The sequence below is a fragment of the Pseudarthrobacter sp. S9 genome, from assembly GCF_050156545.1.
Taxonomy (GTDB): domain Bacteria; phylum Actinomycetota; class Actinomycetes; order Actinomycetales; family Micrococcaceae; genus Arthrobacter.
This window is the reverse complement of the sequence record NZ_CP189577.1, coordinates 40203-56501: the sequence shown is the minus strand read 5'-3', so window position 1 is coordinate 56501 and position 16299 is coordinate 40203. Positions and strand designations below refer to the sequence as shown.

Annotated in this window: 16 protein-coding genes and 1 pseudogene; 8 read left to right on the top strand and 9 right to left on the bottom strand. The window is 65.0% G+C overall.

What is annotated here, in order from left to right:
- Positions 1 to 131: 131 nt before the first annotated feature.
- The 3 genes from ACQCSY_RS22260 to ACQCSY_RS22250 are packed head-to-tail and all read left to right on the top strand — an operon-like array spanning position 132 to position 3246.
- Positions 132 to 1331, top strand: coding sequence for a tyrosine-type recombinase/integrase (locus tag ACQCSY_RS22260; protein ID WP_427134901.1), 1200 nt, complete (start codon positions 132 to 134; stop codon positions 1329 to 1331).
- Positions 1328 to 2260, top strand: a complete 933-nt coding sequence (locus ACQCSY_RS22255; protein ID WP_427134903.1) for a tyrosine-type recombinase/integrase — start codon at positions 1328 to 1330, stop codon at positions 2258 to 2260. The genes ACQCSY_RS22260 and ACQCSY_RS22255 overlap by 4 nt, the downstream gene beginning before the upstream one ends.
- Positions 2257 to 3246 (top strand): tyrosine-type recombinase/integrase, encoded by a 990-nt coding sequence (locus ACQCSY_RS22250; RefSeq protein WP_427134905.1) that lies wholly within the window; start codon positions 2257 to 2259, stop codon positions 3244 to 3246. Before ACQCSY_RS22255 ends, ACQCSY_RS22250 begins: the two co-directional genes overlap by 4 nt.
- Here ACQCSY_RS22250 and ACQCSY_RS22245 read toward each other — a convergent pair whose 3' ends face one another.
- Entirely contained in the window at positions 3247 to 3900 is a 654-nt protein-coding gene (locus ACQCSY_RS22245) for an ATP-binding protein (RefSeq protein WP_427136503.1), read from the bottom strand.
- Positions 3897 to 4481, bottom strand: a complete 585-nt coding sequence (locus tag ACQCSY_RS22240) for a CYTH domain-containing protein (protein WP_427136501.1) — start codon at positions 4479 to 4481, stop codon at positions 3897 to 3899. The genes ACQCSY_RS22245 and ACQCSY_RS22240 overlap by 4 nt, the downstream gene beginning before the upstream one ends.
- 85 nt (positions 4482 to 4566) lie before the next feature.
- On the opposite strand from ACQCSY_RS22240, the gene ACQCSY_RS22235 reads away from it, so the two are divergent.
- The 5 genes from ACQCSY_RS22235 to ACQCSY_RS22215 all read left to right on the top strand — a co-directional run bounded on the left by ACQCSY_RS22235 (position 4567) and on the right by ACQCSY_RS22215 (position 7551).
- Positions 4567 to 5772, top strand: a complete 1206-nt coding sequence (locus ACQCSY_RS22235) for an IS4 family transposase (RefSeq protein ID WP_427136499.1) — start codon at positions 4567 to 4569, stop codon at positions 5770 to 5772.
- Positions 5773 to 6005: 233 nt separating this feature from the next.
- Positions 6006 to 6146 (top strand): hypothetical protein, encoded by a 141-nt coding sequence (locus ACQCSY_RS22230; protein WP_427136497.1) that lies wholly within the window; start codon positions 6006 to 6008, stop codon positions 6144 to 6146.
- Positions 6147 to 6262: 116 nt separating this feature from the next.
- Positions 6263 to 6682 carry an SRPBCC domain-containing protein gene (locus ACQCSY_RS22225; RefSeq protein ID WP_427136495.1) on the top strand — a complete coding sequence of 140 codons (420 nt, stop codon included), beginning with the start codon at positions 6263 to 6265 and terminating at the stop codon, positions 6680 to 6682.
- A gap of 390 nt (positions 6683 to 7072) precedes the next feature.
- Positions 7073 to 7258: a three-helix bundle dimerization domain-containing protein gene (locus tag ACQCSY_RS22220; RefSeq protein ID WP_427136493.1), complete on the top strand. Its 186-nt coding sequence runs from the start codon at positions 7073 to 7075 to the stop codon at positions 7256 to 7258.
- Positions 7259 to 7338: 80 nt separating this feature from the next.
- Entirely contained in the window at positions 7339 to 7551 is a 213-nt protein-coding gene (locus ACQCSY_RS22215; protein WP_427136491.1) for a helix-turn-helix domain-containing protein, read from the top strand.
- Positions 7552 to 7792: 241 nt separating this feature from the next.
- Here the strand turns inward: ACQCSY_RS22215 and ACQCSY_RS22210 are convergent.
- The 7 genes and pseudogenes from ACQCSY_RS22210 to ACQCSY_RS22180 form a co-directional block, all read right to left on the bottom strand.
- Positions 7793 to 8911 (bottom strand): annotated as a pseudogene (locus tag ACQCSY_RS22210) (IS630 family transposase).
- A 277-nt stretch (positions 8912 to 9188) separates the two neighbouring features.
- Positions 9189 to 10388, bottom strand: a complete 1200-nt coding sequence (locus ACQCSY_RS22205; protein WP_427136489.1) for an alkaline phosphatase family protein — start codon at positions 10386 to 10388, stop codon at positions 9189 to 9191.
- Positions 10389 to 10511: 123 nt separating this feature from the next.
- Positions 10512 to 12572, bottom strand: a complete 2061-nt coding sequence (locus ACQCSY_RS22200; RefSeq protein WP_427136487.1) for a phosphocholine-specific phospholipase C — start codon at positions 12570 to 12572, stop codon at positions 10512 to 10514.
- Positions 12573 to 13217: 645 nt separating this feature from the next.
- The gene (locus ACQCSY_RS22195; RefSeq protein ID WP_427136485.1) at positions 13218 to 13469 is read right to left on the bottom strand and encodes a hypothetical protein; all 252 of its coding nucleotides are present in this window, start codon (positions 13467 to 13469) and stop codon (positions 13218 to 13220) included.
- A 586-nt stretch (positions 13470 to 14055) separates the two neighbouring features.
- Entirely contained in the window at positions 14056 to 14328 is a 273-nt protein-coding gene (locus tag ACQCSY_RS22190) for a hypothetical protein (protein ID WP_427136483.1), read from the bottom strand.
- A gap of 39 nt (positions 14329 to 14367) precedes the next feature.
- On the bottom strand, positions 14368 to 14598 hold the full coding sequence (locus tag ACQCSY_RS22185; protein ID WP_427136481.1) for a hypothetical protein: 231 nt from the start codon (positions 14596 to 14598) through the stop codon (positions 14368 to 14370).
- 590 nt (positions 14599 to 15188) lie between these two features.
- On the bottom strand, positions 15189 to 16277 hold the full coding sequence (locus tag ACQCSY_RS22180; protein ID WP_427136479.1) for an ABC transporter substrate-binding protein: 1089 nt from the start codon (positions 16275 to 16277) through the stop codon (positions 15189 to 15191).
- Positions 16278 to 16299 lie beyond the last annotated feature (22 nt).

Below are 16299 nucleotides of genomic sequence, written 5' to 3'. Positions count from 1 at the left end.
GGGGCGGTTGGTAATTTGGGTGAGGGTGCTGGGTTTTCTCGTCGGGGCGGGCGTTCGCGTGTCGGCATAGTTCCCGGGGGTGGAGCCTGATCATGGGAGCAACCGTGCTTCCGTGAAGGAGGCGAAGTGCAGTGTCGGGAACGAGAAGGAAGGCCGGTCAGCTGGGGCCGCAGGTCGAGGGCTATCGGGCTTGGTTGGCGAAGCGGGGCTACACACCGGGCACGATCGTGAACATGCTGAAGGATTTGGGCCAGGTTGGTCTGTGGCTTTCTGCCGAACGGCTGAGGACAGAGGATCTGAACGAGGAACGGTTGGCAGCGTTCCAGTCTGCCCGGCGAAGGGGTGGCCGGAGCAGGAGCCCGGGTCCCCGTGCGTTGGTGCCGCTGTTGAGCTACCTGCGGGAGACGGGCATCGCCCCTGAGGCCACGCCGTTGGTGACGCCGCTGGGTGCGCTGCTGCTTCAGTATCGAAGGTGGATGATCCAGGAGCGGGGTCTTTCGCCGACCACCGTGCTCCGTTATGAGAACACCGCACGCCGCTTCCTCAAGGAGTCCTCGGCGGGCTGGGTGTTCGCTCCGGCGGATCTGACCGGGGCGGACATCAATGCGTTCCTGCTGCGGGAATTCGCTCGGGTGTCTGCCGGGTCGGCGAAGGGCCGGGTGGCCGAGCTGCGTTCGATCCTGCGCTTTCTTTACCTGCAAGGCATCACCGGATTGAGTCTGGGGGCGTCCGTTCCTGCGGTGGGTGGATGGCGTTTCGCGACCCTTCCGCCGCCGGGGATGTCTGCGGAGGATGTACAGCTTTTGCTCGACAGCTTCGATCGCAGCACGCCGGTCGGTGTGAGGGACTTCGCGATAGTCATGCTGGTGTCGCGGTTGGGGTTACGGTCCATCGAGGTCGCCAGGATGGAACTGCGTGACGTGGACTGGCGGTCCGGCGAACTTGTGGTCCGCGGAAAGGCGCGGCGACAAGACCGGTTGCCGTTGCCAGCCGAGGTCGGCGAAGCCCTGGCAGCCTATCTGTCCTGTGAACGGAACCCTGCTGCTGCCCGTCATGTGTTCCTGACCTGCCGGGCTCCCCGCGGACCGATCCGTGCCGATTTGGTCGGTGATGTTGTCGAGCGGGCCTGTAAACGTGCAGGCGTGCCCAAGGTTGGACCGCACGGGCTGAGGCACGCGCTGGCCGGTGAACTGCTCCGCAGGGGCGCCGGCCTGGTAGCGATCAGCCAGGTCTTGCGCCATCAGGATCTGGCCACCACGGCCCTCTATGCCAAGGTTGACCTGGTAGCGCTGCGCCGGGTGGCCCAGCCGTGGCCGGGGGCCGTGCGGTGAGTGCGCTGGAGCGGGATCTCGCGGATTACCTGCAGCTGCGTCGATCGCTCGGACACGAACTGGCCGAGGCCCGCTGGCTGCTCCCAGGCTTGGTGGCTTACCTCGACGCTCACGGATCGCCAACCGTGACGATCCAAGCGGCACTGACGTGGGCGCAGCAATCCCCGACAGGCCAGGTGACGACCGTGGGACCGCGACGGATGACGGCAGCCCGGGGCTTCGCCCGGTACTTGGCCGGCATTTACCCCGGCACGGAGATCCCGCCGTCGGGTCTGATGCCACACCGGCAACGATGGCGCCAACCATTCATCTACTCCACCGCCGACATCGAGGCACTGATGAACAAGGCCCGCCGCTTGGCCAGCTCACCGCTGCGGGCCGCGACCTACGAGACACTCATCGGGCTGCTTGCCTCGGGAGGTCTGCGGATCGGCGAGGCCATCAAGCTCGACCGCAGCGATGTCGACTGGTCCGGGAACGTGCTGCTGATCCGCGAGTCCAAGTTCGGAAAATCCCGCCTCGTTCCGCTTCACAGCACCGCCATACAGGCACTGAGCGCATACGCTGCACTGCGCGATGAGCTGGATCCGCGACCGAAGGAGCCAAGCTTCTTCATGTCCCTGACACACAAACGGCTCTGCTACACCGTCGTCAGCCAGACGTTCCGGAAGCTCGTCAACAACGCCGGTATCGGGACCGGGGCACCATCGGCACCGAGACTTCACGATCTGCGCCACACTTTCGCGGTCCGCACCCTGCTCAGCTGGTACCGCACCGAGGAGGACGTGCAGGCGAAGATTCCATCGCTGTCGACCTACCTCGGACACCGCGAACCCGCATCGACCTACTGGTACCTCTCGGCCGCACCGGAGCTGCTCGCCCTGGCCGCGGCACGCCAACACACCGGCTGGACGGCAGCGCGCTCATGACGCTGATCGCACCGACACTGCAGATGTTCTTCACCGACCGGCTCGCCCAACAGCGCCAAGCCAGCCCTCGGACCATCGCGGCCTACCGCGACGCCCTGAAGCTGCTCCTGGATTTCATCCACGGGCAGACCGGCAAGTTGCCTTCACAACTGGACTGGGACGACCTGGACGCGACCACAATCTCAGGATTCCTCACCCATCTGGAGAATGAACGGCACAACAGCGTCAGGACCCGCAACGTCCGCCTCACCGCGATCCGCTCCCTGTTCTCCTACGCCGCGCTGCGTCACCCCGAACATGCGCAGCTGATCCAGCGCGTGCTCGCCATCCCGCCGAAGCGGTTCGACAAGCGCGTCGTGACATTCCTGACGGCACCCGAGATCGACGCTCTCCTGGCCGCCCCGGACCAGTCCAGATGGGAAGGCCGGCGCGACAGGGCCCTGATGCTCCTGGCCATCCAGACCGGCCTGCGGGTTTCCGAACTCACGGGCCTGAACTGCGCCGACGTCATCCTGGGCACCGGCGCGAACGTCCGCTGCGAAGGCAAAGGACGCAAACAACGCGCTGTCCCTCTCACGAACCCCGTCGAGGCTTTACTGCGGGTCTGGCTGGCCGAACGAGCCGGACTCCCGGACGACCCATTGTTCCCGACCCGCACCGGACGACGGCTCAGCCGCGACGCTGTCGCGCTGCGGGTCAGCACGCACGCGAGAACTGCAGCGCAAAACTGTCCGTCACTCGCGGGCAGGCAAATCCACCCGCACGTGTTCCGCCACAGCTGCGCCATGTCCCTGCTCCAGGCCGGCGTCGACACCTCAGTGATCGCACTCTGGCTCGGCCACGCCGGTGTCCGGTCCACCGACGCCTACGTCCATGCCGACATCACCATCAAGGAGAAAGCCCTCGCTCTCACCACACCAGCATCCGCGAGCCCCGGCCGCTACCATCCACCGGACAAGGTCCTCGCGTTCCTCGAGAGCCTGTAACTATGCCGAGCCCGCGACTGGCCGACACCCCACATAGCAGACCAACATGGCAGCAGCCTCGGCATAGTTGCGGGCTCGGCATAGGTCGATTATGAGTAGCGGGTAGCGGGCGAGCCTGGCCAGTTCGGTCGGGAGTTCACCCTTGGCGTGAGCCTGCTGCAGTCGGCTGATCCAGCCTGCGGCCGTATCGAAAAGCACCCGGTGCCCGGCGTGGGCGGCCTTGATGCCGAGCCCGATGGCCAGGTGTGTTTTCCCGGTTCCCGGCGGCCCTAGCAAGATCACGTTCTCCGCCGCATCGATGAAGGACGTGGTGCCCAGATGGGCTATCGTCTGCCTGGCCAGTCCAACGTTGTGGGTGTAGTCATACTCCTCCAGGGACTTCCGTGCGGGGAAATGCGCGGCGTTGATCCGCAGCTGGGTGCCGTTGGCCGCCCGGGCACTGACCTGGCGGTCCAGCACGGCGGCCAGGTACTCCTCGTAGGCCCAGCCTTCCGCCCTGGCACGTTCGGCGAGACGTTCATAGACCTCCGCGACCACCGGCGCCCGCAGCGCCCTGGCCAGGTACGCCAACTGCGCCGATGGCTTGACGGCTCCCGCAGTTCCTGGGCCCGGCTGTCCGGCCGCCGGGGCGGACAGTTCGGCAGCGGTCGTCATGACAGCGCCGGAACGCTCGAAGCGGCGACACCGGACGCCGCCAGAAGCGTGTCTGCCGCCTCAAGCAGGTCACGGCGCCCGTCAACAAGTTCGATCTCCCACTCCCGCCAGCTGCTGGATTCAGGCTGGCCAAGGACCGTGCTGGCCTCCACCCGGTCATCGCAGAATTCGGCCAGGACCGTGTCGGCGGGCCCGTACAGGGACAGAACCGTGCGTCGTGTGCTCAGGCGCACGACGGGGACAAGCGCGCGGTCGCGTGTGTGAACGAGCACGGGCCGCCGCAGTCGTCCCGGCGCGGTGTCGGGGTCGTTTCCCACGGCCTCGGTCATCTCGCGACGTTCCCCGGCCCCGAGGGGCAGTTTCAGGTGCCAGCCGGCGTCGTCTCCGCCGCTGCGCCGCCGCAGCGTGATTCCGTGGGCGGCCAGCGTGAGATCCCGGGTATCAAAATAGACGGCATCCAGGTTTTGTTCTTCAGGCGTACCGACCCGGACCACCCCCGCGAGCATGACAAGTTCCGGCAACGGGGCATCCTGCTCGACTTCGTACTTTCGTTCCAGCTCTACGGTGTCGGGCCCGGTCATGCTCCAGTCTAAGTCCGCCGCCCCGTTCACAACCGGGCTAAGAGCAATACCGTTCAGTTAAGATTGTTTGCGGTATCGTGGTGGGATGCCTCGTTCAGGACAAGTGAAACCAACCTCTGATACGCGACTGCCGGATGTTATCTCGGTGGGATTGCTGACGAAGGTGTTCCCGGCGCACGTGATCGATGAGGTGATAGCCGAGGCCGGGCGCACCCAGCAACGCAGCAGGGCGCTTCCGGCTCGGGTGATGGCGTATTTCTCCATCGGCATGGCCTTGTATTCCGATGGCTCTTACGAGGATGTGTTCGAGCACCTGACCGACGGGCTCTCCTGGTCCTCGGGATTCGCGGAATCATGGGCCCCGCCGAGCAAGTCCGCGATCTTCCAGGCGAGGGCGCGGCTGGGTTACGAGCCGATGCGCGACCTGTTCACCCGGGCGGTCCGCCCCCTGGCCGCGCCCGGCACTCCCGGTTCCTTCCTGGCCGGGCGGCGCCTGCTGGCGGTCGACGGAACCTGCCTGGACCTGGCCGACACGCCCCGGAACGAGGAGTTCTTCTCCCGCCCGGGCACCGGGCGGGGGGAGAAGTCCGCGTTTCCGCAGGCCAGAGTCGTGGCCGTGGCCGAATGTGGCACCCACGCGATCCTGGACGCCGAGATCGGCGCATGCAGCACCTCGGAAATCACCCTGTCCCGGGAACTGGTCTCCCGATTGAGGCCGGGAACGCTGCTGATGGCGGACCGCGGATTCTACGGATTCCACCTCTGGAAGCTGGCCTCGGCCACGGGCGCGGACCTGCTCTGGCGGACCAAGACAAGCCTGCGGCCACGGTACCTGGAAACCTTGCCCGATGGATCCTGGCTGGCCGAAATCAATCCTTCCTCGACCAAGGACCGCCTGGACAACCCGCCGCTGACGGTGCGGGTCATTGACTACACGATCGATGACGGCCGGGAAAACCCGGAGGAGTACCGGTTGCTGACCACGATCCTGGATCCGGAGGAGGCAGGCGCCGAGGACCTTGCCCTGGCCTATGCCCAGCGGTGGGAGATCGAGAACACCTTCGATGAACTCAAAACCCACCAGCGCGGGCCCCGGGCCGTGCTGCGCTCCAAGTCCCCGGACCTGGTCCTCCAGGAAATCTGGGGGCACCTGTGCTGCCACTACGCCATCCGGACCCTCATGGCAGCCGTCGCCGCCCAAGAAGGGCACGACCCGGACAGGGTCTCGTTTGTCGCGGCCCTGCGCATCGCCCGGCGCTCGGTCGCCCAGGGCGCTTTTCCCCCCTCATGAGACCGGGATGCTCACCGCGCTCTGGAACACGGCCATCGGCAAACTCCGCAAACGGCTCAACCCGCCCCGGAGACGACGCTCCAACCCCCGGGTCGTGAAACGCAAAGTCCTCAAATGGCCAGCCAAACGCTCCCATCACGCCGGGCACCCGCAACCCGCCTATGGGCCCGACGTCCACATTCACGAACTTAACTGAACGGTATTGGGGCTAAGAGTCCCGACTTTGGCCCAAGGTGACGGACCTGGGGCTGTTCTGGATCGTGGACGCCCTGACCGGCGGCCGGAGGCCGCTGGACATGGCCGAACTGGAGATTGTCCGCGTCCAGAGCCCGGTTATCCGTGATGCCGCGGTCACGGGGCCGGCCGCCGCCTGAACCGTCGCGGCGGCGTGCCGGCCCTGTGGCCAATGCCATGGTTCGTGGCCTGATGTTCACCATGCATAGGCCCAAAACCTGGCACAGTATCCGGCTGCGCCGGATACTGTGAGGCCATGCAATCCGTCGAGGCCGAGACACTGATCAAGGCCCGAAGCTCTACCGTCTGGGACATCATTACCGACGCCGGGAACTACACCGTCTGGGACTCCGGCATCACGCACATCACGGGCGAGGTGCGCAACGGTGGCACCATCAGAATCCGGACCAGCACCGGAGGGAACCGCATCGTCCGGCTGCGCGTCCAGCAGATGCCTGGTGAGGTGATGACCTGGACCGGCGGCCTGCCCCTGGGTCTGTGCACCGGCGTGCGCACATTTACGCTTGACCACCAGGGCGGGATTACGCGCCTGCGGGTGAAAGAGGACTTCACCGGTCCGCTGCAGGGGCTGCTCTGGAAGGTCACGCCCGACATGCAGCAGGCTTTCACCGACTATGTCAACGCCGTCAAGGAACGCGCCGAAATCCTCGGCTGACACGCTCAACCCGGGGTGATGAGCGACGCCAGAAGCAGCGCCCTGTCTCCAAGAGCGCGGGACGCCGATTGTCCGGACCACTGAGTCTGCCTATCTCCACCCTGAACACCCTATGTCCGCCCGAACCTGAGGGACTTCCAGCGCGGCGTTCACCGGGCCCGCTCCGACGGTTTTGGCTGCAAACAGTCTCCACACGGTCATGGGGTCCGTCGGTGCCCGGGGCCGGCTGCCGACCCCGGTCCTGCCGGATCTGCCGCCACGGCAGCCTCGAACACACACGCTGCGCGGGCGTGCCCACTGATTCCTCGAATACCGCCACGCGGGGCATCTTTGATGAGTTATCGTTTCGTGACCGGCCGGCGCGGCCAGCGGGAAACTGGGGAGGTGAATATGGACGATGAATTGAAAGCCGTCGACAATGTGGTCGAATGCCTCGCCGAACGATTCCCGCATATTCCGCGCCCGAGCATTGAACAGGCTGTCCGGGAGGAACACCAGGCTTTGGACGGGGGCCGGATACGTGACTATGTACCCGTTCTCGTTGAGCACGCGGCCAAGGCCCGCTTGTCCCGCTGACCGTGCAGCCAAGGGCCCGCTCACTTGATCAATCGGTGCGGCATTATGACAGGATGGGCGTCCACCGAAGGCGAGGGACCATGAGCGACACCGTTGAGTTCAACACACCGGATGAGGCTGTGACGTTCGTGCGGGAACGCCGGAAGGCACTTCATCTGACCCGTACCCATCTGGCTGAGAGGGCAGGAGTTTCGCGCGAATTCGTCGTTGCCCTCGAACGCGGCCAGACGAACAACGAGCCCGACCAGACACTGCAGGTGCTGACAGCCGTCGGTTTCCGGATCCGCGCCTGACGCACCGCGGCTCGGTCCGCCTGGTCGATGATCTTCAAGGTCGGGCCAGCTCGGAGCGACATGCGCAGGTTCGCTCCTAGCCTAGGAGCGCGCCAGCGCATAAAAGCCGGCCGGCCTTTTGGACGGACTGGATCTCTCGTCCGAGACGACCGGCGGCACGGAGGCCTGGCCTCCCGTGGCTAGTTCACCGTGCACTGTGTCAGCGGAGACAGTGACCGATCAGGGTTCCCCTTCCGGACACTCAGTGACGCGTTGCCTTGGCAAACAGCGAGTGTCCTGCGCCTGAAATCCGGTTCAGAAGTCGGCCCAGGGATTCGAGGATTTGTTCGGCGGTCTTTGTCCAGATGAATGGCGTGGGGTTCTCGTTCCAGTTCTTGACCCAGGCGCGGATGTCGGCCTCGAGTGCCTGGACGGAGCGGTGGTCGCTGCGGCGGAGCAGGTCGTCGGTGACGAAGCCGAAGAACCGTTCGACCTGGTTGATCCAGGAGGAGTACGTGGGGGTGAAGTGCATGTGGAAGCGGGGGTGGTTCACCAGCCAGGCCCTGATGGCCGGGGTCTTGTGGGTCTGGTAGTTGTCACAGATCAGGTGGATGTCCAGGTGGGCGGGGACCTGGGTGTCGATCTTGGCCAGGAACTTTCTGAACTCCACCGCCCGGTGCCTGCGGTGCAGGGACGAGATCACGGACCCGTCGGCGGTGTTCAGGGCCGCGAACAGGGTCGTGGTCCCGTGCCGGACGTAGTCGTGGGTGCGTTTCTCCGGCATCCCTGGCATCATCGGGAACGCCGGCTGCGAGCGGGCCAGCGCCTGGATCTGGGATTTCTCGTCCACGCTGAGTACCACAGCCGATTCCGGCGGGTTCAGGTAGAGCCCGACCACGTCGTAGACCTTGTCCACGAACTGCGGGTCGGTGGAGAGCTTGAACCCGTCGGCGCGGTGCGGCTTGAGTTCGAACGCCTTCCAGATCCGCCCGATCGTGGACTTCGAAAGCCCGGTCCGCTCGGCCATCTTCGCCCGGGACCAGTGCGTCGCGTTCTTCGGTGTCGATTCCAGGGGTGCCACCACGACGTCCTCCACCTCCTCGGCCGTGACCGTGGCCGGCCGGCCCGGCCCGGGCTCGTCGAGCAGCCCGTCCAGGCGCTGTTCCAGGAACCGCCGCCGCCACCTTGCCACCGTATGCGGCTCGACCCCGCACCGGGCAGCGGCCGCCACGTTCGTCAGCCCTTCGGCGCTGGCCAGAACGATCTTCGAGCGCGTCGCCGACGCCTGGGACGACTTCGCCCGGCGGGACTACCGCACCAGGGCCGCCCGCTCCTCATCCGTCAGTTCCAGCAAGGCCTTCGGCCGCCCGACATTCGCCATGCCCCATTCTACAATTAGGAACCGAATTTCAGGCGCAGGACACGAGTTTTCCTCTTCCATTTCTTGAGCTGACCGAGTAGATACCTGCCTCCGAACGCCCCTTAGCGTACGATTTTTTCCGTTTTCTGAAGCGGCCCCCTTATGCGGATAGTAGCCAGGCCGGATAGCGCGACTGCCTGCCCGCATGGTGTGCGGGCAGGCAGTCTGTCCTGGCTGGTGTATCGGTTCCTCTCAGCCCCTTCTATCAGGACCGGGATCGCCGGGGTCGTTCTGCGGGTTAGGGGCGGAAGAGCTCCTCGAAGGTGCCCGATGTGGTGGGCGAGCACGTGTTGGCCAGGCAGCCCAGGTGCCACAGGTGCTCGATGGTGGAGAGCAGGGTGTAGTGGTCAGCAAGCTTGTCCGCTGTCTTGTGCGGGCCTTCAGCGGAGTTGATGACAATCATCGGTGCGTGGCCGCCGCCGAGGACGGCCCCATTCTGCCCGACCGGGCTGCCCGGTCCGCCAGAGGATCCGGAGTAGTCGTTCTCGTCCCATGCGAGGACGATACTGGACTTGGTCGTCTTCCACGTCGGGGAGTCCATGATCTGCTGGACGGTCTGCTTGACGTAGGCGTCGCCGAGCTGGATCGCGCCGTGGTCAAGGCCCGAGTCCGGGTAGCCGCACTGGGGCAGGTTGATGAGGGCCGCCCCGGAGGGGGAGATTCCGTGCATGTCGTGGCACTGGTTCGGGCTGATCCAGACGAAGTTCGGCACGGTGCCGTTCGCCAGGTCGGTCTTGAGGTTGTTCTCGAGCGGCACGATGTTTTGCAGGCGGGGGCTGCCCGGGTAGTTGATGTCCGAGAAGTACATGAAGGGGTTGTGCTTTTGCGCGTACAGCTTCACTGTTGTCGAACCGATCGTGGGCGCGTATTCGACCTGCGAGCCGGCGCTTGGAAGGTTCTCCATGTACGCCTTCCAGCTCAGCCCCTTGTTCTCGAGCTGGTCAACAATGGTCTGGCCCGAGAACATGTGCGGAGTGGATGAGGCGCTGGCGGCCTGCTCCGGGGTGAGGCTCCCGGTGACACCTGCGTCGCCGGAACCCGGGACAAACTCTTCGGGGGCGCACGTGACGTTGGCACCGGCCTTGCAGTCATCCCAGATGCCCTGGGGGCTTCCCGAAATGGTTGCAAGGTAGTTGGGCAGGCTGGGGTGGGTGACGCCGTGGTAGTTCGCCGCGGTGTTGTAGCGCTGGGCGAGTGAATTGATGTACGGCGCGTCGGAGGTGTTGCCGATGACCTGGTCGTAGCCGTGGTTCTCCATCATGATGACGAAAACATGGTCAGGACCGTTCGCCCCCTGCCCGCTGGCATGGGCCACAGTGCCCGACGTCGTTTGCGCGTCCGCGGGTGCAGCCGCACCAACGGCTGCGAATCCAGTGAACGCGACGGTGGCAGCAAGCGCCGCTGCGCCTGCCCTCCGGTTCTTCAGCATACTGAGCATTGAATAATCCTTTCGGGTTGCGCCCCGGGACGGAGCGCCTGTTTCTCGGGTAAAGCAGCAAGGTAAGGCCCAGTTGCCGGCAGAGGGAACGACAGCCTGCAGCCCTCGCCCCGGCCCGGCCTCTTATCGGCCCAGCTGGGGGTCGCTCGTGAGCGGCCGGCCGTTCTCGAGCCGGCCGGCGAGGACGCGGATGAGCTTCGGGTCACCGGCGGAGGTGATCGTCAGGTCGTACCAGCCGCCTTGGGTCGGGATGACGACCGTCTTGCCCTGGTCCGGGTTGAGCGAAAGCGTCTGGGAACCGGCGCCGTAGGCGTCCTTGAGGGTTAGGGCCATGCCCGCGGAGCCGGTGTTTTCGATCTTGAACTGTGCGTGCGGCGACGTGCCGTCAGCGGTGACTGCCACGCGGAGGTCCGCGGCCGCGGTCGTGCCGGCAAGGCGCCGGTACCAGCCGGCCGGGCCGTGCATGTGCACGTCGTACTCGGCGCCGAGCGCCCAGGACGCGTCGAGCGAAGCCCTGGCTCCGATGGTGTATGAGTATGGAGCCTGCGGCAGGAGGTTGGAGCGGACCTGCACGTGCGCGCCGAGCGGGCCGTGGTTGGACCAGTGGGCGGTGAGCGTGCCGCCCGCAATGGTGGCCTCGACGTCGAGGGCGTAGCCCAGCGGACGGGACGGGCGCGTGCCTTTCTCCTGGGACGGCATGCTGTTCACAGCCGGCGGCGTCGGAACGTAGTTCGGGTGGCGGTTGTGGTCCACCGGCTTGTACGCCGACGTGTCCGGCAGGGCCGGCGCCGCGCCGCCGGCGGCGGTGAAGTCGAACGCGCTCGTGAGGTCACCGCAGACAGCGCGGCGCCACGGTGTGATGTTCGGCGACGCGACGCCGAAGCGGGTCTCGAGAAAGCGAACAATCGATGTGTGGTCGAACGTCTCCGAACACACCCACCCGCCCATACTCCACGGGGAGGCCACGATCATCGGCACGCGCACACCCAGGCCGAAGTGTCCCGGGACGTCCTTGCTGCCGTAGAAGGTCGGGGTGCCGTCGTACCATTCACCTGCGGTCGAAACCGTGGACGCACCCGGGATCTGCGGGGTATTCGGGTGCGGCGGGACGATGTGGTCAAAGAAGCCGTCGTTCTCGTCGTACATGAAGAGCACGGCCGTCCTGCTCCACACGTCCGGGTTGGACGTGAGGATGTCAAGGATGTTGGCCGCATACCAGGCGCCGAAATTCGGCGGCCAGTTCGAGTGCTCCGTGTAGGCCTCCGGGGCCACGATGTAGGACACCTGCGGGAGCTTCCCCGAGGCGACGTCCTCGCGGAAGATGCTGAAGAGGTCCTCTCCGGCCTTGGCGTTCGTGCCGGTGCGCGCCTTCTCGTACAACGGAGTTCCGGGCTTCGCGTCCTGGTACTGCTTGAAGTACAGGAGCGAGTTGTCGCCGTAGTTGCCGATGTACGCGTCGCTAGTCCAGCCCTCGAAGTGCGCCGGGTCGAGTCCCTCGCCGATGTCCTGGTAGACCTTCCACGACACGCCGGCCTTCTCGAGCTCCTCGGGGTAGGTGCTCCACCAGTAGCCCTTCTCGTCGTTCCACAGGTCCGGCCCGCCGCCCTTGCGCTCCGGGTCGTCGCCGCCGGCGAACATGAAGTAGCGGTTCGGGTCCGTGGGGCCGAGCACTGAGCAGTGGTACTGGTCACATACCGTGAACGCGTCCGCGAGGGCGAAATGGAACGGAATGTCCTGGCGCCCGTAAAAGGCCATGGTCGCGTCCGACTTCGCGGGCAGCCACCGGTCGTACTTGCCCGCGTTGAAGGCCTCGTGGGTCATCTTCCATGAGTGGTCGAGGTCCTCCATGAACTGCATGCCCAGGTTCGGCGCGTCCGGGTGGTACGGGAGGACCTCACGCGTGCCGTTGTTCTGGTGGAAGGCGTCCTTGCCGCTGGGCAGGACCGCGGGGTGCGGGTCCGAGAACCCGCGCACACCCTTCAACGTGCCGAAGTAGTGATCGAATGCGCGGTTCTCCTGCATGAAGATCACCACATGCTCAACATCCTTGATCGAGCCGGTGGCCCTGTTGGCCGGGATCGAGGCGGCGCGTGCAACGCTTTGGCCGAGCATCTCGGCGATCGCGGTGCTCGCAGCACCCGCGCCCGCGAGCTGAAGAAAACGTCGACGATCGAGACCGGGCATGAACTGCTCCTCATACTTGATTACTGGCAAACCCCCGAGGCAGTGTTCCAGCACCAGGTAAAGCACAGGTTTCGACACGGCAAACTCTCGGCGGAGCCCACGGTGGGCGAGCACCGATAGCAACCACCGGCAATGAACCTCCACCCAACGAATGCTCATGACGCAAAGACGTTCCCGACCAACTGGTCCACCGCTGGAGGCACCAGTGACCTCACCAACCAAACATGGCATCAGTCTGCCGGGTTTTCCGGTATCAGTTGTGCCCTGACTCAAGTCTTTGGCTGGGTGGTCTGATGGGCGTCCAACAAGCCCGCGTTTCTCACTCCATTGTTCGGGCCCTATTTCTAAATTTTTTGGAACTAACGGATCCCGGCCACTCGTCCACTGCCGTCTCAGCAAAGGATCCTTTGCTGAGATGAACAGCGGACGGAGAATTGTCGGGTCCGGTCAGGGCTGGATCAGCACCTGACTACCAGGCGGGAAGCCCTACGGGCCCAACCTGTGGTCACCCCGTCCGGTAGCCTGTGCTCTTCCTGGTCTTCGAAGGCGGTGGATGGCGCGCATGTCGGCCGGCATCGCGATGGTCGGGTACGTTGTACCGCCGCACCACAGGCCCCGGTGTCTGCTGCCTCCGGCTTTACGGCTTTACGGCTTGCCGGTGGAATGCTGTGTCTCGTTGTCATCCTTTTTGCGGTGACCTGACTGGCTGGCGATCAGGTCCACGCGGTCCACGGCAGAGAGCCAGTCATCGTTCTGAATAGCGGCAATGTCGCCGCCATCCGCGTCCTCACGGCCGGCCGTCCCCGTTTCCGGGTCGGTGGTGTTGGTGGTGGGCCTCTTTGTGGCGGGCTTCATCCAGACGGTGTCCCATCTTGGTTCCACCACGCTCTGTGCCATGGCGACACTCGCTAAAGTAGTAGGAGGAGTAGTAATTCTACTCCTCCTACTGTCGTTTCTTTAGAAGTGTCGTTCCGAGTCGGGCCCGGTGGACCCAGCCCGCACCGGTGCCAGCGGTCTGCGGCGTGGCCCACAAGAGGCTTCTGCCCAGCTCTTGCATCGAACCCGGGTGAATGCTGCGCGGCCCGGTTACGGGGCGGGATCGACGGCTGCAGAGGGGGATTCAGGTGAGCGTCGGAGGGAGCAGGGTGGCTTGACCGCCACCCTGCTCCCTCCCGCGTGGGCGCTGTTCCCGCGCCCGGCTTTCGGGCTGCCTGTTGCGAAGGAATGCGGATGGGCACCCGCGCGTGCCCGGCAAAGGGCCGGCATACGGTGTTGATGGTCCGCCCGGGGACCTGGTTCTAAGCCCGGAAGCGTGGGGACATCGATCCTGGCGCTTCGTCACGAGCCGGCTGTTCCTTGAGCTTGGCCGGATGCAACCAGCCGCGTATGGCCAACGGGCACCTGAGCGGCGGGATCAACGGAGTGCATCCTGCGAGGTTCGCGTGTTTTGGTTCGAAAAGACGTGTGAGAGTCTCCGAAGGCGTTAACGCGGTTCCGTGAGGAGATGGGCCGTGTCGAGATCAAATGGGTTGGGGGCCTTTATGGTTCGGGCGGCTTTTTCGTGGATTGTTCCGCAGGGGACGGAAGGGTGTACCTCGAGGGTGTATTTGGCGGTGTCGTGTTGGGTGACGAGTATTCCGTGCCTGTGCTCCAGGGCGGTGGGTATCAGTTGGTTGACGGCGTCGGCGAGCTGGTCGTCTCTGCTTTGGGTCTGGCTGACGACGATGTCGAGGCGGAACGGGGTGGTTTCGTCCACGGTGGTGTCCTTCTCTGGGGCGGGCTTCGCGGCTGCGGGTTAGTTCCGCGGGGAGGGTGTTGACGTGTTGGTGCGGAAGGCGAGGATGCCGCCCTGGTTGTTGAACATGGACCGGCCCTTTCCGGCGGGTTGGATCAGCCACAGCGTGTTCCCGTCGTGGGTGACGCCGTCGGCGAGTCCGCGGGCGATTTCCTGGTTGTCCTTGCTGAGTTTGATCTCGTCGCGGGTCCGGATCTTTCTCCAGTCGCGGACGTATTCCTCGGTGGTCATGGTCCTCTTTTCTGTGGGTAGTGCACGGTGCGGGGGTTCTTTTTTGCGCAGCTGTGTTGTGGGGGCAGGCACCCGGGTAGTACTGGGCGGGCACCGTAGCGGTAATTTTTGGCCGACGCCTGGTCCTGGATGTGCTTTAACGTCTTGACGTAGATGTCTTGGCGTGGATATTGACGGGTTTCTGGGGGAACGTCCTTGTGTGCGTCCACGCAAGCCGTGCCCATGGAGAGTGGCTGGCTGGCCCGGCCGAAGGTCTGCTGCGCACCGGCAACGGTCCGTGAGCGGTTGAGGATGAACGCTTTATGGTGCCGGCCGGCCGGCGGGACGGTGGTTGCGCGGTCATGGTGCAGTCGGTGTTCTTGTGCTCCTTCATCGGCGGTGAGGGAAGCGGGCCGTGCGTGCCTTCGCCACGGCCGTTCGAAGGTCCGACCCGGGGGGTGGGCGATGGACGTCTCCGCCGTTCATCTGAGGGGGCCCGGAGGGAGGTTCGATCGGCCTGCGTGGGGTACCACGCAGGCCGATCGAGGGGCCGCTGCTCGGTGGCGTTTGGAACGCCTATGCCTGCTTAGGCCTGTTGTGGGGGGATTGGATCATCCGTCGGCGCCGGCAGGGGTGGTGGTGGGGGTGATGCCCAACAGTTTGTTGGCAACGTCTGCGTACTTGTTGGTGAACGTGTCGGAGATCTTGACCTTGGAAGTGTCGACGCCGATGGTCTTCTCCATGTCGAAGATCGTCTTGGGGCCGCCGGCGGGCATGATCCCGTCGGGCAGGAACTGACCCTTGTCCTTGTCCAGCGCGGAAACGTACTGGTCCTTGCTGATGGTGCTGTTCTGGACGTAAGAGGCGGGCAGCTTGTCGGCGATTTCTGCTGCCGAGTGGCTGGTGATCCAATGCATGGTCTCCACCAGTGCGTTGACGACCTTCTGCGCCGCGTCCTCGTGGGTCTTGACCCAGTCGGCTTGCGCCAGGAGGCCGGCGGCCGGCGCCTCACCGCCGAGGGCGGCCTTGGCTCCCTCAGCGGTGGCGAGGTCGATCGTCGAAACGGCGAGGTTCTTGGTCTCGAGGGCACCCACTGTCGGCTGTGTGGTCATGACGCAGTCGGCGGTGCCGCGCTGGATGGCCGCGATCGCGGTTGCTCCGGAGCCGACGGCGAGCGTGTGGTAGTCCTTCGTCGAGAGACCCGCCTTCGAGGCGAGGAACTGGGTCAGCTCATCGGTTCCGGACCCGAGGTCGGTGACCCCGATGGTCTTGCCTTTGAAGTCGGCTGCGGATTTGACGTTGGCATTGGGGCTGCACATCACCCGTTCCCCTGGGGCGCCTGAGAGCTGAACGAGGTTGATCACGTTTTTGCCCTTGGCCTGGAAGTCGATCGTGTGGATGTACCAGGCACCGGTCATGTCGACCTGGCCCGAGGCCATCGCGTCCTCGGCTCCGACGCCGCCGTGCTGCTCGGTCGAGAGTTCGACGTTGACTCCGTATTTCTTGTAGTAGCCCAACTGTTCGGCGAGCTGGTAGGGCAGGTAGATCTGCTTGTCGATGCCGCCAACCATGAGCTTCACGGTGGGCATCGAGCCATTGTCAGCGGCAGCGCTGCCGCTTCCAGTGCTGCTGCCGCAGGCCGCGAGGCTCAGTGCGATCACTCCGGCAGCGCCGACGGCGTAGATCTTGTTCTTCATCATGGATGTACGTTTCCTTTGTTTA

Bases quoted from the DNA above. Each gene is read 5' to 3' on its own strand.
- ACQCSY_RS22220 (WP_427136493.1), top strand. From the start codon at position 7,073: ATGGACGATGAATTGAAAGCCGTCGACAATGTGGTCGAATGCCTCGCC.
- ACQCSY_RS22245 (WP_427136503.1), bottom strand. From the start codon at position 3,900: ATGACGACCGCTGCCGAACTGTCCGCCCCGGCGGCCGGACAGCCGGGC.
- ACQCSY_RS22225 (WP_427136495.1), top strand. From the start codon at position 6,263: ATGCAATCCGTCGAGGCCGAGACACTGATCAAGGCCCGAAGCTCTACC.
- ACQCSY_RS22205 (WP_427136489.1), bottom strand. From the start codon at position 10,388: ATGCTCAGTATGCTGAAGAACCGGAGGGCAGGCGCAGCGGCGCTTGCT.
- ACQCSY_RS22215 (WP_427136491.1), top strand. From the start codon at position 7,339: ATGAGCGACACCGTTGAGTTCAACACACCGGATGAGGCTGTGACGTTC.
- ACQCSY_RS22200 (WP_427136487.1), bottom strand. From the start codon at position 12,572: ATGCCCGGTCTCGATCGTCGACGTTTTCTTCAGCTCGCGGGCGCGGGT.
- ACQCSY_RS22235 (WP_427136499.1), top strand. From the start codon at position 4,567: ATGCCTCGTTCAGGACAAGTGAAACCAACCTCTGATACGCGACTGCCG.
- ACQCSY_RS22180 (WP_427136479.1), bottom strand. From the start codon at position 16,277: ATGATGAAGAACAAGATCTACGCCGTCGGCGCTGCCGGAGTGATCGCA.
- ACQCSY_RS22195 (WP_427136485.1), bottom strand. From the start codon at position 13,469: ATGGCACAGAGCGTGGTGGAACCAAGATGGGACACCGTCTGGATGAAG.
- ACQCSY_RS22240 (WP_427136501.1), bottom strand. From the start codon at position 4,481: ATGACCGGGCCCGACACCGTAGAGCTGGAACGAAAGTACGAAGTCGAG.
- ACQCSY_RS22185 (WP_427136481.1), bottom strand. From the start codon at position 14,598: ATGACCACCGAGGAATACGTCCGCGACTGGAGAAAGATCCGGACCCGC.
- ACQCSY_RS22250 (WP_427134905.1), top strand. From the start codon at position 2,257: ATGACGCTGATCGCACCGACACTGCAGATGTTCTTCACCGACCGGCTC.